The 16,741-nt window shown below is 32.0% G+C and carries 16 protein-coding genes; 4 read left to right on the top strand and 12 right to left on the bottom strand.

The genetic code is table 11. The annotated features are described in order from the left end of the window. Nucleotides 1–16: 16 nt before the first annotated feature. The 4 genes from B5E87_RS08580 to B5E87_RS08565 form a co-directional block, all read right to left on the bottom strand. Complete coding sequence (locus tag B5E87_RS08580; protein WP_087244521.1) at nt 17–562, bottom strand: uridine kinase family protein; 546 nt, start codon at nt 560–562, stop codon at nt 17–19. Next, a complete protein-coding gene (locus B5E87_RS08575; RefSeq protein WP_087244520.1) occupies nt 559–1,437 on the bottom strand; it encodes a DMT family transporter in 879 nt (292 codons plus the stop codon). The genes B5E87_RS08580 and B5E87_RS08575 overlap by 4 nt, the downstream gene beginning before the upstream one ends. Further along, entirely contained in the window at nt 1,427–2,407 is a 981-nt protein-coding gene (locus B5E87_RS08570; protein ID WP_087244519.1) for an asparaginase, read from the bottom strand. Before B5E87_RS08570 ends, B5E87_RS08575 begins: the two co-directional genes overlap by 11 nt. Before the next feature lie 73 nt (nt 2,408–2,480). After that, entirely contained in the window at nt 2,481–2,747 is a 267-nt protein-coding gene (locus B5E87_RS08565; RefSeq protein ID WP_087244518.1) for a DUF2624 family protein, read from the bottom strand. Nucleotides 2,748–2,911: 164 nt separating this feature from the next. Between B5E87_RS08565 and B5E87_RS08560 the strand changes: the two genes are divergently transcribed. The 4 genes from B5E87_RS08560 (at nt 2,912) to B5E87_RS08545 (ending at nt 7,225) form a co-directional block, all read left to right on the top strand. After that, complete coding sequence (locus tag B5E87_RS08560) at nt 2,912–3,451, top strand: TetR/AcrR family transcriptional regulator (protein WP_087244517.1); 540 nt, start codon at nt 2,912–2,914, stop codon at nt 3,449–3,451. A 9-nt stretch (nt 3,452–3,460) separates the two neighbouring features. Next, nucleotides 3,461–4,795 (top strand): MATE family efflux transporter, encoded by a 1,335-nt coding sequence (locus tag B5E87_RS08555; protein WP_087244516.1) that lies wholly within the window; start codon nt 3,461–3,463, stop codon nt 4,793–4,795. Nucleotides 4,796–4,926: 131 nt separating this feature from the next. Then, on the top strand, nt 4,927–5,475 hold the full coding sequence (locus B5E87_RS08550; RefSeq protein ID WP_087244515.1) for a LemA family protein: 549 nt from the start codon (nt 4,927–4,929) through the stop codon (nt 5,473–5,475). 1 nt (nt 5,476) lies between these two features. After that, the gene (locus B5E87_RS08545) at nt 5,477–7,225 is read left to right on the top strand and encodes a DUF2207 family protein (RefSeq protein ID WP_087244514.1); all 1,749 of its coding nucleotides are present in this window, start codon (nt 5,477–5,479) and stop codon (nt 7,223–7,225) included. Nucleotides 7,226–7,286: 61 nt separating this feature from the next. Here B5E87_RS08545 and B5E87_RS08540 read toward each other — a convergent pair whose 3' ends face one another. The 8 genes from B5E87_RS08540 to glpK form a co-directional block, all read right to left on the bottom strand. Further along, nucleotides 7,287–9,623 carry an ABC transporter permease subunit gene (locus B5E87_RS08540; RefSeq protein ID WP_087244513.1) on the bottom strand — a complete coding sequence of 779 codons (2,337 nt, stop codon included), beginning with the start codon at nt 9,621–9,623 and terminating at the stop codon, nt 7,287–7,289. After that, a complete protein-coding gene (locus tag B5E87_RS08535; protein WP_087244512.1) occupies nt 9,617–10,336 on the bottom strand; it encodes an ATP-binding cassette domain-containing protein in 720 nt (239 codons plus the stop codon). The genes B5E87_RS08540 and B5E87_RS08535 overlap by 7 nt, the downstream gene beginning before the upstream one ends. Then, on the bottom strand, nt 10,323–11,603 hold the full coding sequence (locus tag B5E87_RS08530; RefSeq protein ID WP_479684546.1) for a hypothetical protein: 1,281 nt from the start codon (nt 11,601–11,603) through the stop codon (nt 10,323–10,325). Before B5E87_RS08530 ends, B5E87_RS08535 begins: the two co-directional genes overlap by 14 nt. Nucleotides 11,604–11,673: 70 nt before the next feature. After that, nucleotides 11,674–12,411: a hypothetical protein gene (locus B5E87_RS08525; RefSeq protein ID WP_087244510.1), complete on the bottom strand. Its 738-nt coding sequence runs from the start codon at nt 12,409–12,411 to the stop codon at nt 11,674–11,676. Continuing rightward, nucleotides 12,401–13,822, bottom strand: coding sequence for a sensor histidine kinase (locus tag B5E87_RS08520; RefSeq protein ID WP_087244509.1), 1,422 nt, complete (start codon nt 13,820–13,822; stop codon nt 12,401–12,403). The genes B5E87_RS08525 and B5E87_RS08520 overlap by 11 nt, the downstream gene beginning before the upstream one ends. Then, complete coding sequence (locus tag B5E87_RS08515; protein ID WP_087244552.1) at nt 13,819–14,472, bottom strand: response regulator transcription factor; 654 nt, start codon at nt 14,470–14,472, stop codon at nt 13,819–13,821. Before B5E87_RS08515 ends, B5E87_RS08520 begins: the two co-directional genes overlap by 4 nt. A gap of 80 nt (nt 14,473–14,552) precedes the next feature. After that, nucleotides 14,553–15,023: an immunoglobulin-like domain-containing protein gene (locus B5E87_RS08510; RefSeq protein WP_087244508.1), complete on the bottom strand. Its 471-nt coding sequence runs from the start codon at nt 15,021–15,023 to the stop codon at nt 14,553–14,555. 9 nt (nt 15,024–15,032) lie between these two features. Further along, nucleotides 15,033–16,517 (bottom strand): glycerol kinase GlpK, encoded by a 1,485-nt coding sequence (gene glpK / locus B5E87_RS08505; protein WP_087244507.1) that lies wholly within the window; start codon nt 16,515–16,517, stop codon nt 15,033–15,035. Nucleotides 16,518–16,741 lie beyond the last annotated feature (224 nt).

Raw genomic sequence — 16,741 nt, 5'->3', positions numbered from 1 at the left:
AGCGTGATCAAATATGTCATCGTTCTAAAACAGGGTACTTTTCAAAAATATCAAAAGCATCAAAATATTGATTTTCCATCGGAATCCAGCGATGAATAAACTGATCTATTTTTTCAGGATTTCTTTTGAATAAACGTTCTTTTTGCGTAAGTGGCGAAATCTTTAAAACAATTCCATGCGTATAATAACGTTGTAAAGAAGGATGTAATGCATAGCTCCCCTCAATAATGTTAAAGGGTGAATAAGGTATTTCCTGAACTGTTTGAAGTGACATCGTCTGACAGTCAAAAGGCTGATAAAAAACAGATTGTTGTAAAGATAAAGGTTTTAAGACCGTTTCTAAAAAGCGTTCATAATGCACATTACCACCAGGTTGCTGTAACCTTTGTGGTGTACGCATTTCTAATGGCAAAAAGAAATCATCCATATGAAAAACATGCGCATGCCATTTTTCTTGTAAACTTTGAGCTAAAGTTGTTTTACCACTGCCACTCATCCCATCAATAGCAAGTAAAAATGATGATTGCTTTGATAAATCATCCATCAGTTCATCCCATGTCATTTAAGTTCTCCTTCTTGATTTTGACTTTTCACTAAGATAAAAGTCGATAATAAAACAAGTATACATCCTATTACTTTCAATAATGTTAATCCTTCATTCAACCATAAAACACCAACAACAATACTTGTGATAGGCTCTAAAGTTGATAAAATAGCCGTTAAAGATGCCCCTAGACAATAAATACCTTTTTGTAGTAAAACAACACCAATTAAAGATGTCAGCACAGCAACAACAGCTGATAAAATATATGCTTCTATTGGCATGATATGGATACGTCCCAATACCATGGCTAAAATCAGTATCACGATCGTATTCATAACGACCAGATAAAAATTAAAAACATAGGGACTCATATAACGAATCAAAGAATGATCCATACCCACCATATAATAAGCAAAGAAAACACCTGATAAAATTGCTAATAAAGCGCCTAATAAAGAAGATGCAGATGAATCCATAAAACAGAAAATACCTAGAATGGCTAAAACAAGACATAAAATCTGTTGCTTGTTGAGTTTTTGCTGATAAAACAAAAAATTCATACAGCATACAAACAATGGATATAAAAAGTGTAGAACCGTTGCACTTCCTACTCCTATATATTCATAAGATGAATACAATAAGACAATTGTCAATGTATTTCCAAAAAAGCCTACTTTGAAAACATCTAAAAGCTGCTGACGATTCAATCGTAATGATTTTCCCTGATAAAGAACAATAAATAAAAATAACGGCAAGACAAATAAATGCCTTAAAAAAGCCAATTGTATACCATTATTCCCCATTGCATATGTCATTTTCCCAATAGCTGGTGTTACTCCAAAAAGAATAGTGGCAATCATTGTAAAAATAATACCTTTGCGTTTAGTATTCATTAAAAAACTCCTTAATTCTTTGACGATCATGTGTATATGTTAATGCCAGCATTAATAAAACTCTGGCTTTTTGTGGTGTTAAAGTATTTCCAGGTATACAACAATGATGAGGATCAAACACTTCATCATCAAAAACAATACCTTGTGATACTCTTGAACAACGGACAAAAATAATGCCCTGTTTTGATAAATCTTCAATCGCATGTAACCAGTCCTGACTATAATTCCCACTTCCTGATCCTGTTAATATAATTCCTTGATGATTTAAAGCTAAAGAATAGAGAATTTCATGACTTGCACCCGCATAAAAATAAGCAATTCCTACTGCTGGTAAGTCATTATAATTTTGGCTAGAAAAAAGAGATTGAAGAGTATGTTTTTTAAATGTTTTTGAAAAGAAATGAACTTCATGGTCTTGCATATAACCCAAACATCCAAATGCCTTTTGTTCAAAAGCATCCACCTTAAAATTATTGACTTTTTGGATATCCCTTCCCGAATATATCGTACTCGAAAAAAGCCCCATGACACCCTGATTATAGGCTCCATCATCAGCTGCCAGACAAACAGCCTGATATAAATTATAAGGCCCATCAGCACTGGTTGCTGTGGCAGGACGCATAGCCCCTGTCACAACGACTGGTTTAGATGTATGTAATGTCAAATTCAAAAAATAAGCCGTTTCATCTAAAGTATCTGTTCCATGAGTCACCACAATACCATCAATATCATCACGTTCAACCAGTTCATTAATCTGACGTGACAACATAATCCATCTTTGTGGTGTCATCTCATTACTATCTACATTCATTAATTGATATTCTTTAATATGTGCAACTTGATTTAACATTGGAATAGATTCAATAATTTCATTAACATCCATTTCTCCTGCATGGTAGGCTACAGCTTTTCCTATCTGTCCTCTCCCAGCAATCGTTCCACCAGTTGCGACAATTGCAATTGTTTTCATATATTCTCTCACCCACAGGACATTCTATCATTTTATGATTGATGAAACAATAAAAAAACCACCTGTTTGGTGGCTATTCTATCTCTTGAAGTAAATAATTCTCATCTAAAAGTGGTTTAAAATTCAAACAAGTTTCACGACTTGTTTTTTGAGATATTTCTGACAATAAGATAGGTGTATACTCATCATTTAAGACTGTGTGAGGATTATCTTGAATGAGATGTAAAATAATCTTTAAATCTCCATCTTCAATTACAATATCATGACGATGACAAAGATTCTGTAAAATCTTTAAAGTCATCTGTTGTAGACGATGGTTCAAGCGATAAAAATTCATCATAAGCTCTCCTCCTTTTTGAGTATATTGTGAAATTCTTATATACTTTTCTTATTTAAATATATTATAATAGATTTAAAATATGTATACAATGTACACATATTCATGATTTATACAATATTAGACACATTGGTTCAAACTGTCCAATATTGAAGGAGGGGATTTGAATGAGAACTGAATATCGTAACGCAACACGTTCAAAATTATTAATAAAAAAAGCTTTTATTGATCTTTTAAAAGAAAAACCTGCCAGCAAAGTGACAGTCACTGATATTATTCATGAAGCCAATATTAGTCGTGGGACATTCTATGCCCATTATTTAGATACAAAGGATTTACTAGAGAGTTTTCAACGTGAATTCATTGAACAGATTTTATATTTTACACGTAAAAATCATAAGCTGACATTAGTTGAACAGCTCAATACATTATTAATGAAAATTTTAGATATTTTAAAGAATGACTATGAAACATACTGTATTTTATCTAATCAGGATTTTACATTTGAATTTTATAATGAAATGAGAGATGCAATGATTCAAGAATTACAACAGGAGTTTTCTCTTTCTCCAGAAACCAAAAGAAGACTTCATATATTCATTGGTGGCTTTATGATATTATTAAGAGAATGGCTTCAAAATGAAAATTTTGAATCTATGGAAGAATATGCCCATACAATGTCTGATCTCATTCTTCATAATTTATAGGGGGTTTTTATGAATAATCAGTTAACACATGGTTCTATTACCAAATCATTAATTTTCTTTGCGATACCGATGATTATTGGGAATCTTCTTCAACAGTTCTATAATGTCGCAGATACCTTCATTGTTGGACAATTTCTTGGTTCCAATGCTTTAGCTGCTGTAGGATCCTCTTTTACTTTAATGACCTTTTTAACATCTGTCATTCTAGGGTTATGTATGGGAAGTGGAATCTTATTTTCAATGTATTATGGTGGTCAACAAATAGATAAAATGAAAACTTCTTTTTTTATTTCTTTTATTGGCATTATGATTTTTACAGTCATTCTAGAAATATTATGTCTCATTTTTATTCATCCTATTTTACATTTTATGAATATTCCCCAAGATATCTATCAACAAAGTTATGATTACTTATTTATCATCTTTATCGGTTTCTTTTTTACTTTTCTTTATAATTATTTTGCTTCTTTATTAAGAGCATTAGGAAATTCTAAAGTGCCTCTTTATTTTCTTGCGATTGCAACCATCATCAATATTATTTTAGACGTTTATTTCATTGTCTCTTTTCATATGAGAGTCAGTGGTGCTGCCCTTGCGACAATTATTGCGCAAGCGGTGAGTGGTTTTGGTATTATGATTTATGTTTTCATCAAACAAAAAGATTTATTACCAACACGACAACACTGCTATTTTGATAAAGACATTATCAAAAAGATTAAAGATTATTCATTATTAACATGCATCCAGCAATCTGTTATGAACTTTGGTATTTTGATGATTCAGGGATTAGTCAATAGTTTTGGTGTCATCACTATGTCTGCTTTTGCGGCAGCTGTGAAGATTGACTCTTTTGCCTATATGCCTGTTCAGGATTTTGGCAATGCTTTTTCAACCTTCATCGCTCAAAATCAAGGTGCCAATCTGCCAGAACGTATCCACAAAGGGCTTAAATCAGCTATCCTGATTTCTGGTATCTTCTGTATTTTCATTTCTTTAATTGTCTATATTTTTGCACCTACACTCATGCTGATTTTCATTCATCCTGAAGAAGTTGAAATTATTCGTCAAGGTGTTGAATACTTACAGATTGAAGGTATGTGTTATTTAGGAATTGGATGCTTATTTTTACTCTATGGCTATTATCGTGGTGTTGGAAAGCCTGGCATTTCTGTTGTTTTAACAATTGCCTCTTTAGGAACAAGAGTCGCTTTGGCTTATGCCTTCGCTCCAATATTAGGTACTGTTGCGATATGGTGGGCTATTCCTATTGGCTGGTTCTTAGCTGATACTATTGGTATTATTTATGGTATAAAAAAAGAAAACTGGACAAAACCAAGTAGATAAGATCAAACACTTATCTACTTTTTTTGAAATAAATATTCCATAAAACAATTCTATTTATCTGATGATTTAACAAAAAATTTACAATTTTCATCAAAGAATAGTATATAATGTTGTTATAGGAGGAAAGGATTATGATATTAATAATAGTAGGTATTCTCATTGTTGTTTTGGTATTATATGTGATTGTCTCATATAATGCCTTAGTGAGAGAAAAAAATAAAGTGAAAACAAATTGGGCACAAATTGATGTTGTCTTAAAAAGACGTGCTGATTTGATTCCTAATTTAGTTGAAACTGTCAAAGGTTATGCTAAACATGAAAAAGAAACTTTGGATAGTGTCATGCAAGCCAGAAACACATATATGAACGCTTCTATTCCAAGTGAACAAATGGAAGCAGCGGGAGAATTGACACAGGCCTTAAATAAGATTATGGCTATTAGTGAAGCTTATCCTGATTTAAAAGCGAACACAAACTTTGTCAGTTTACAAAATGAATTAACACAAACTGAAGATAAGATTAGTTTTGCTAGACAATTCTATAATGATTCCGTTTATAGTTATACAAATAAGTTAGAGATGTTCCCATCTAGCATAATTGCCAGTCTATTTCATTTTGAAAGATTTAATTACTTTGAAATTAATGAAAATGATAAAGAGATTCCTGAGGTGAAATTTTAATATGAAAAAGAAAATATGTCTGATATTTTCTTTACTACTCATTCTCATACCATCGTTATCTTCTTTGGTTTATGGAGCTGATACCCATTTAAATGACATCTCTATCCATACAACTTTAAATAATGATGGAAGTGCACATGTGCAGGAAATTTGGGATATCAATATTGAAGAGGGAACAGAAATTTATAAAGTTTTTGATAATATGGGAGATTCTCATATATCGAATTTTAATGTTGTTGATGATCAAGGCAAGCGTTATCAAAATATTGGTGAATGGGATGTCGATCTTGATAAAGAAGACAAAGATGGCAAATGTGGGATGATTCAAGATGGTGATCGCTATGAACTCTGCTTTGGTATTGGTGAGTATGGACGAAGAACTTATACATTTGAATATGATATAGCCAATTTTGTCCAACAATATCAGGACACTCAAGGATTTAACTATGCTTTCTTTTCAGAAATGGAGTTAGAACCTCAACATGTCAAGATTACCGTTTCATCTTCACATGATTTCAACAAAAACAATGCGAAAATCTGGGCCTTTGGATATCAGGGTGTTGTCTATTTTGATCATGGTGATGTCATTATGGAAACACAAAGTGCTGTACCTGAAGGTGCTAAGATGCAATTATTGATGCAAATTGATAATGAAACATTTACAAACGCTCATGTGAATGATCAATCTTTTCAAAAGATATTAGAAGATGCGATTGATGGCAGTGAATATGAAGACGAATTTTATGATCAGGGAGATTATTACAACTCTTTCATGTATAAAGATAATACTGCGATGATTATCGCTATTGTCTTTGCAGCGATAGGATTGATTGGTGCAGTTGTCGTCGTATTGATTGTGGCTTATACAAGAGGTCGTGTTGATTTTCAATTCAACGATCATATTCCATTGAATCATGAACCACCAATGTTTAGAGATATTCCTTGTCAAAAAGATTTATTTCAATTCTATTACTATGCTAAAAAATTAGGTTTGATTACTGATCAAGATCGTGATGGCCTGATTGCTGCTATTCTATTAAGATGGATTAAAGAAAACTATATTGAATTTCAAAAAGAAGAAGTCAAACAATTCCTCTTCTTTAAAAAAGATGGTTATTCAATAGATTTAGATAACGATATTCCTATTACACATCCATTAGAGAAAAAGTTATTTCAATTTTTTAGACAGGCAGCTGGTTCTAATCAGGTCTTAGAAACAGATGAGTTTGAATCGTGGTGCAAAGAAAATTATGAAAAAATTGATGAATGGTTTGAAAGCATTGATGAATATATTGAAAATGAGCTAAGAGAACAACATTTATTAACATTAGAAACAACATATACATCATTTTTAAAAATCAGATTCTCACATAGCACTGATACTTATGATGCATCTATCAGAGAAGAAATGGAACATATCATAGGTTTAAAGACTTTCTTAGAGGAAATGAGCTTGATTGATGAAAAAGAAGTGATTGAAGTCAAGTTATGGGAAGAATATCTCATCTTTGCTTCTATTTTACAGATTGCCGATAAAGTTCAGGAACAATTAGGAAGATTATGTCCAACCTTCAATGAGCAATCACAATTAGATACGATCTATACAATGCATATGGTTCATATGTTCTCACACAACAGTATGAAAGCTTCACATGATGCTTCTATAGCTGCAAGTGGTGGTGGCGGTTCATCATCATTTACAGGAGGCGGAGGTGGCTTCTCTGGTGGTGGCGGAGGCGGTGTCCGCTAAAATGAAAACATGACTTTGAAATGAAGTCATGTTTTTTATTTAAGATGTGATATATAAATATTTAAGCACGATAATGCATCCTTAAATACTTTGCAGAATATAAAGCTAAACCTACCCATAGAATCATACTCATAGCTAAAATCATTGGTTCCTGTATAAAACAATATACACTACAAAATAATGGATAAAGGCTCAAAACTTTAATCCATGAAATGTCCATTATAACAAGGCTTAAAGGTAATACGAATACAAATAAACTCACCAATAATGTCAACATTGCATTTTTAAAGTATAAGCCTAGCGCAAGGAGGATCATAACCAGACAAATTGCAGCGATGATTTTCAGTAAAAAATCTATAATCATCAACACACCCAAATGAAGCCATGATGGCAAACAAACAAGCTCCGGTATAGAAAGAGCACTGGCATCTAAATGATGAAAACCATATTTTTGTTGAAAAATCAAAAAGGTTGTTCCAAAAATCAACAGGCATAAAACAAGCGTAATCACAAGACTACAGATTATTTTTTGCATAATGACTTTCTTTTGGCCATAGAGCGTTGATAAAGTTATGTAATGTGTCTGAAATTGATATTCATAGGAGATAACCTGAAACAGACATATAATGATAAACAGACATAAAACAAACATTGGTGTCATCATCCATGTATCAGATAATAGATAATTTTCATAAGGTAAAGAAAAGATAAATTGTGCCTGTGGGTGTTCCTGAATCCATTCATACTGTTCAACGATTTTTAAAAAGGCGTTTTCTCCCACTAATTTATTTTCAATAAGTTCCTGTTGTTTTTGACGTTGTTGTAAAGGAAAATTCTGTTGACTGATTTGATCTAATTGTTGATGTAAATCTTGAAAATAGGCTTGCTGTTTTAAAATCCAGGATTCTTTTTCCTCTGTTAAAGGTCCTTCTACTTGTGTTAAATACTGTAGATAAAGCGTTGTATCATAATCAGTATAAAGTGAAGTATGCTGATTATTATAGAGCTGTAGAAACAGACACAAAACAATCACAAACCATCCTTTTTGAAGAATCAATATTTTATAAAATTCAAACTGTCTTAAAGACGTGAAAACAGGTGTAAATGTTGTATGCTTGGAAGTCATGATTGTTAAATCTCTTGGACAAATAAATATCCTATAACAAATTCCTGCACTCATCATAAAAGCACATAAAACAATGATCCATATAAGTGAGTATAAAGACATAAGCTTTCCAAAAACAGAAATATTCTGATATATTTCAAAGAAAAGATGCGTTTGTAATAAAGCCACAATATTCAGATATTTGATGATAGAAAAAGAACTTGTATGTGGTATAAAAATATAAAAAACATATTCAATCAAAACAATGAGAAACATCGTTATCCAAAGTATAGTCTGATTTTTGAAAGTCAGACAGAAAATCATCATCAACAAACCAATAAAAGATAATGAGATGATTTTTAAAGAAAGAAACAAAGCCATAAATTGAATGACATTGATACGTAATGGACATTGATAGTAGCTGGCTAATGACTGTATGCTTTTAGATAAATCTCCCAATCCACATTGATATGCCATATAAAACAATAAACTACTATATATGAAAATACAAATCAGTCCTATACCGACAATCAATACTACCATTTTAGCAATGATACTTAGAGTACTACCTTTCACAGTTGTTTTCATAAATCCTAAACATCCACTTTCCCTCTCTTCAATCAGGATTGTTGAAGAGAGAAGAAAAATCATAATGAATAGAAAAAGTGATGTCATAGGGAAAGTTAGAGATTGTTGTATTCCATATTCACTTTCGTAGATAATGTCAATATCTTCACGCCCCTGATAATCTTGAGCAGATTTTTGAATATCATTTTGTGTTTGTGAATCCTGTTGAAAAATAGAAATTTGTGAAAATGTCTGCGCTTTTTCTTGAATCTGTTGGATATATTGAGGATATTGATGAAGCAATGTCATTTCATCATTTATCCCTTTAAGAAATTGAACTTCAGCCTCTAAAGAATCAGTATAATGTAGCTGATGATTTTGACGATATAATGCCAAATACTCTTTTTCAATGTTAGGATTTTCACTTAAAATACTTTCAATCATCATTTGATTTTCAGATTCATTTTGACGCAAATAGGATAATTGTTCTAAGATTTCAAAAGCCTGATATTTTTTGTATTCATTATGGATATAAGTATATCTTTGTTCATTATCAATAGAATCCAGTGTTTCTTGAAGACGCTGGTAACTGGATGAAGGAATAGAAGAAAGACTTTGCTGATAAATAAATAAAAGCATGTGAACGATAATCATCACCACTAAGATGAGTAAACATTTTTTATTTTGTAAAAGCTTGAGAGCTTCATATTTGATAAGTGCTAACATTGCTGATCTCCAAATATGCACAAATATACATCTTCCAAAGATGTCACATGATAACAATCAAGAAGCTCTTCCTTTGATCCCTGAGTCACAATTTGACCATCTTTTAAAAACAATATATCTTGTGCGATATCCTCAATATCTGAAACAACATGTGTGGTCACTAGTAAAATATGATTTTGAGATAATGAGGCTAAAACTTTCTTTAATGCTACTCTTTCTTTAGGGTCTAAACCAACTGTCGGTTCATCTAACAAAAGTAAAGATGGATGACCTAATAATGATTGTGCTATCAAAAGACGTTGTTTCATTCCTCCTGAATAAGTTTTACATTTTTGTTTCAAATGACTTTCCATATGCACATATTGAGCCACTCTTAATACTTCATCTTTTAACTTCTTTTTTGATATTCCTTTTAAAATAGCCATATAATATAAAAATTGTAATCCTGTCATATTTTCATATAACCCTTGAATCTGTGGTGCATATCCTAAAATTTGAAAATATTCTTCTTTCATATTTTCAATGTTATAATCATGCCATTGAATACAGCCACTTGTTAATGGTAATTGTTTACAGATAGCTTTCATTAATGTTGATTTTCCTGAACCATTAGGTCCTAACAGAGCATAAAGACCTGCTTTCATTTCAAAACTCACATGATCTAAAGCATGATACTTTCCATAACAGACACTGACATCTTTAATTTTCAACATATCCATCACCTAACAACTGAATATTCTGATAATGATCCTGATCATTCAAAAAGTCTTCTTTCGAAATGAGTCCAACATAAATTTTATCCACTTCATATTGCATGGTTCCTGCCCATGTTTTTTCTTCATGCCCTTCTCTATCATATTGAACTAATAAATGATCTGATGTCTGATTGATAATCTGTACAACTTCTTGAGGATCTCGTGTAAACTGATGTAAAGTACAAAGCTCTTTTGTATCAATATTAAATGAATACATCTTTACAACTGCTTCTTGATTGGCATCATATTGTTCAATAATCAAATGATGATCAATCACATATGAAATATAATAATCACTTGAATCTTGAACTTCAGGTAATGTTTGAAGTGTTATTACTTTTTGAGTTTTTAAGTCTAAACCATAAAGAGAATGTTCTTGTGTATAATAAATCATACCATCACAATATTCTCCAAAATTTTCTACATCACTTGATATGTTCTGACTTTCCTTTGTATCAATATCAACAACACAATATCCTATCTTGGCATTCATTGTAATCTGATCAAACTTTTTAAAATTCTTTTCTTTTAAATAAGGATAAGGATCTTCGCTATAACAGAATTTTTCAAAAATCATTTGTCGACCTTGAACACCCATCAGTGTCATATCTAAAGTATTAAGTACATCTTCACTTTCTCCCGTCTGTAAATCAATACGTTTTAAAGTTTCCTTATCAGCAACAAATAAATTGGTTCCATCATCCATTGTATATCCCTGATCATGACGTACACTCACATATAAATATTGATTGTCAAAGGCACAATGACTGCTTTCAAATTCATAACCTTTTTCCAGTTCATATAAAACTTTACGATTTTGTCCATCTAAATCCAATTGAATAATCTGTGGCCCTGAATGCGATCTTTCATTGAATAGATCTACAGTTGTTCCACCGATGAGATCAAAGATATATAAGTGATCCTGATAAACCACAACATCTGCTGAAAATGAAAGTCCTTCTTGTACAGCCTGACAAGTTTCATCCTGATGTTGACATTCAACCTGATGACACACATAAATTTCCTGCTTGCTTTGATAATCATAATAACAAAGCAGATTCAATTCATTTTCATTTTTGATATAGTAATACCCTTCTTCATTGCCATCGCCATCTTGAGCATCCTTAATGATTAAATCATTCTTCGCTGTGACTGATTCTTGAGCGGATTGCTCTGGTGCTACTTGACATCCCCATAATAATAAACAACATAAACAAATCATCATTTTTTTCACTTCTATCACCTCATCACCACACTATCAAAGACTTGTATCTAACTTGTAAAAAAAGAACAGTTTATTCTAAAACTGTTCCTAATCCACGCATTCTTCCAATGAGATTCACTTGAATACTCATACCTGGAGATTCATATTCATTTTGTTCATAATGAACTCTTAAATTCACTGACTGAGATTCATATCCATTTTGATTATAATACCAATCATCTATATCATCTAATTCTAAATATTGAATCATCCCCCATGTCATTGTTTGAATATCTTTTTTACTTAAAGCTTGATACTGATCATCCCATAAAGAGACAGAAATGATTTTCTGGGTTTTTAAATTCATTAAAAAAGACAATTCTTTATAGTCTTCACCCATTCTAAAAGTCTGTACTAAAACTCCTTCTTGAGAAATATTAAAAGTTCCAAAATCAACCTGATATTGGTTGATATCATCAATTTCAAGAATACTCTCGGATAAAATATGATATTGAACCAACTTTTTAATTTCTTGAGTAAAAATCTTTTGATATTTCTCAATATCTTCTTGTTGTGAAGCCGTATATGAATCCTTCTCTCTAATCACATATGTTTCTTCCTGCGATGAATCTTCAGCATCATAGCCAAAGTAACTTTGATAAAGCTCTTCTATGATGGGATGTGACTGAGCAATTTGACTTAAAGCCTGATTTTCAATTGACCTCTGTTGATGAAAAGTATAATAATCACTCACATAGATAACCAAAAATGGCAGAGATAAACATAAAACAATAAGACATATATAAAGAATTCTTTTTTTATACTTCATGATATTCCTCCAACCAAAAAGAAATCGTTGTTCCTTGATGCAAAAGAGATTCTATTTTCAATTGACTATGATGTAATTCTAAAATTCTATTTACAATCGTCAATCCGAGTCCTGCTCCTCCTTGCATACGTGAACGTGATTTATCTTCCATATAAAAAGGTTCTGTCGCTTTTTCAATAGCTTCCTGACTCATACCTCTACCATAATCACACACAACAAAAAGAAAACCATGCTCCTGATAATGAATACTTATTTCAATATTTTGATTATCCTGACTTGCTTTTCTGGCATTATCAATCAGATTTCGCATAAGAACAAATAACAGCTCATGATGTGATAAAACCTCTCCTGAATCATAATGAAAAATTAACTTTTGTGAAAGCTTCTGTTGCAGATAATAGTTTTGAAGTTCTACAACAAACTCATGAATAGATACTCTTTCTAAATCTATTTTTTCTTCACTTAAAGATAAGAGTTTCATCAACGTATAAGATAAACGTTCCAAGCGTTGTCCTTCCTGATATATATACTGAACAGCTTTTTGACGTGTTTCTTCATCCATATCACAAGTTCTTAATAAATCCGCAAATCCTAAAATGGTTGTCATGGGTGTTTTAATTTCATGAGAAAAACTTCCCATAAATTCTTCTTTTTGAATGACACTTTGTTCTAATTGATGTATTTTTTGTTCATTCATTTCTGCCATACGATCAAAGTTATGTGAAAGTTCTCCAATTTCATCTAAACTTTCAATACATGTACGTTCATCATATTGTCCTTCTGCAATACGCTTAGACACTTCATTTAATTTCAAAATAGACCTTGTCAAATAACGAGAAACATATCTTAAAATAAAGAATGCCATTCCCAGCAGCAACAACGCAATGATTAAAAAACTTTGCAGCTGACGCTGACGTTCCTGATAAACTGATGATATATCATAACTAGATGACAAATAAAACGTATCCTTTCCAGCATGAAAAGATGAAGTCACAAATAGATATTGTTTCCCTTCCAGAGACTCAATAAAATATGTCTGATCATATTGTGTGGAAGCATAATTCTGTTGTAAAGTGGTCATATTACTGGCTAATTTTTGATTATCTACCGATAAAAGTGTATAGTTTTCTATTTGCTGGAGTGAAGCTTTTTGAAATTGATTTAAATAATATTCTATTCTTTCTAGCATCTTGTCTTCATTTTTTCCATATTCTGTTTCATATCGCTGAGCGTCCTGAAATAATCTTGATTCCAAAGAATAAATTTGAATATGATAATCTGAAAGACATTGATCAACAGTATGATTGAATAAGACCTGATGATTTTGATATATCATAATCATAGAACCTAAAGAAAAGACAAAAGTCAAAACAAGAAAGCAGCTCCATATAATTTTTTCAGAAAATTTCATACTGGAACCTCTAACATATAACCAATTTTATAAACTGTTTTGATATGTTCATGCCAATTTAGCTTTTTTCTTAAACGTTGAATATGTAAATCTAGCGTTCTTGTCTGATCTCTGTCATCTTTCCAGACTTTTTGATATAAGACATCACGATACAAGGCGATATTTTTATTTTGAATCAGAAACATTAGTAATTCATATTCCATATGTGTTAATTCGACTTTTTGATGATTTTGTATAACTGATCTTTGTTGAACATCAATCGTAATATCTAAAACCTGAATCGTATTCATGCTTTGATGATAACGTCTTAAAACACTTTCAACTCTAGCTAACAATTCATCCATAGAAAATGGTTTAACCAGATAATCATCAGCACCCATTCTTAATCCTTTCACTCTATCTTCAACTGTTCCTTTGGCACTAATAAAAATTGTTGGAATGTGCTGCGGTTCAATATATTGCATGAGTTCATATCCGTCAATAAAAGGTAACATAATATCCAATAGAATCAAATCATAATGATTTTTCTCAATCATATTAGCCCCTTCCATACCATTTTGAGCATATTCACATTGATATCCTGCTCTCGTCAGATTCATTCCAATAAAATCTCTAATTGGCAATTCATCCTCTACTACTAATACCTTCAAAACCATCACCCCTTATCACCATATCAACAAGTTGTATCATTGTTGTATCATAGAAAAAAGTTTACGTCTAGCGTAAACTTCTATTCAATCACAAACTCAGCATAATAAGCTTTTTCATCATAGTCACTGCCACCACGAAAATCCTGAATTTCCTTACCAATACGATATTCTCCTTGTGGTAATGTCCCATAAAGGTCACTCCATTGAATATCCCATTGTGTTAAGTTTTGCATTTTAATGGTATAAGACAAATCTTGCCAAATAGGTTTTTCTGGTGTTGAAAGTTCCTGCCACTTTCCATCTACCTTTTCTTCAATCCAGTATTTTTCACCTGTTTGAAGTTCACCTGTGATCTCTCCACCATTTTGGCTACAAATCAATGTTAAGCCTGTATTGCTGACATCTGTCGAAGACAAAGCAATTCCCCAGCTATCATCAGTTTGAATCAATTCAACAGTTGACTGATCGTTTTTAGCTGTTTCATCGGCTTGCTGACATCCCATCAATAAACATGTTAATAAAGTCAAAGCCACAATTCTTTTTGCTTTCATAAAACCCTCCTATTTAAATACACATGTTGCTGCAATTGCTTTTTGCCACTGCTTATAATATTGTAAAGCTTCTTGTTGATTCATGACTGGATGATATACTTGAGCAAATTGATGATTTTTCTTGATATCATCCTGACTTTTATAAAAACCTATAGCTAAACCAGCTAAATACGCTGCTCCAAGAGCTGTTGTTTCTTTAACTTGTGGCTGTAATATATCAATATGAAGCATATCACTTTGAAACTGCATTAAAAATGCATTACTTGTTGCTCCACCATCTACTGATAGACTTTTTAAAGAAATATGTGCTTCCTGTTTCATCACTTCGATCACATCGCAACTTTGAAAAGCGATAGACTCTAAAGCTGCACGCACAATATGATTTCTTGAAGTTCCTCGTGTTAAGCCAAAGATTGTTCCTCTGACATCATTTTCCCAATAGGGCGTGCCTAACCCAACAAATGCTGGGATGAGATACACACCTTCATTATTCTTTAAAGATTGAGCCATAGCTTCTGTTTCTCCAACATTTTGTATTAAATGAAGACCATCTCTTAACCATTGCATAACACTTCCACCAATGAAAACAGACCCTTCTAAAGCATAAGTGATTTCTCCATGAAGTCCCCATGCAATTGTTGTCAATAAACCGTTATTTGATGTTACAGGCGTATGACCAGTATTCATTAAAATAAAGCATCCTGTTCCATAAGTATTTTTGATATCTCCTGATTGAAAACAAGTATGCCCAAATAATGATGCCTGTTGATCACCTGCAACTCCACAGATAGGTGCTCTAAAATGCAATCCACTCATTTGCGTTTCATCACTGTATCCATATATACATGAAGATTCTTTCACCTCTGGTAACATACTTCTAGGAATATCAAATAACGCTAATAAATCATCATCCCATTTTAAATCATGAATATTATATAACATTGTTCTTGAAGCATTGGTATAATCTGTCGCATGTACTTTTCCACCAGTCAATTTCCAGATCAGCCATGTATCAATCGTTCCAAATAGTAACTGATCCTTATGTTCATAATCAATATGATCCAATATCCATTTGATTTTGCTGGCACTAAAATATGGATTAATAATTAATCCCGTTTTTTCTTGAATCATAGGACTATACCCTTTTTCAATCAATTCATCACAAATATCCTGTGATTGACGTGATTGCCAGACAATGGCATGATAAACAGGTTCTCCTGTTGTTTTATCCCATACGACCGTTGTTTCTCTTTGATTGGTTATTCCAATAGCTTTGATCTGTGAAGACTGAATATTATCAATCGTAAACAATGCCTGAACCACTTCTACGACCGAGTTCCATATCTCTTTAGCATCATGTTCTACCCATCCTGGATGAGGAAAATATTGTTTAAATTCTCTTTGTTGCATATGACATAAATGTCCATGTTGATCAAATAAAATAGCTCTGGTACTTGTCGTTCCCTGATCAATTGCTAAAATATATTCTTCCATAAATACCCTCCTCACTCTATTATAACAAGTCTGTAAATAAAAAACGACTGATTCCATATCAATCGTTTCAAATTTACTGATTCCATATCAATATTTTTTTAATTTAATCTAACCCTAGATAAATGTTGGTAACTATATTTAAAATATATTGATTATATGGTCTTAAATGAAAATTCATTTGTAAAGTCACTATATCTTAGCTCACACATGGAGTTCATGATCTT

This window comes from Massilimicrobiota sp. An142 (genome assembly GCF_002160725.1).
In the GTDB taxonomy this organism is placed as follows: Bacteria; Bacillota_I; Bacilli_A; order Erysipelotrichales; family Coprobacillaceae; genus Allocoprobacillus; species Allocoprobacillus merdigallinarum.
Note: the sequence above shows the minus strand (reverse complement) of the source record. Positions and strands in the feature narration are given on the sequence as shown.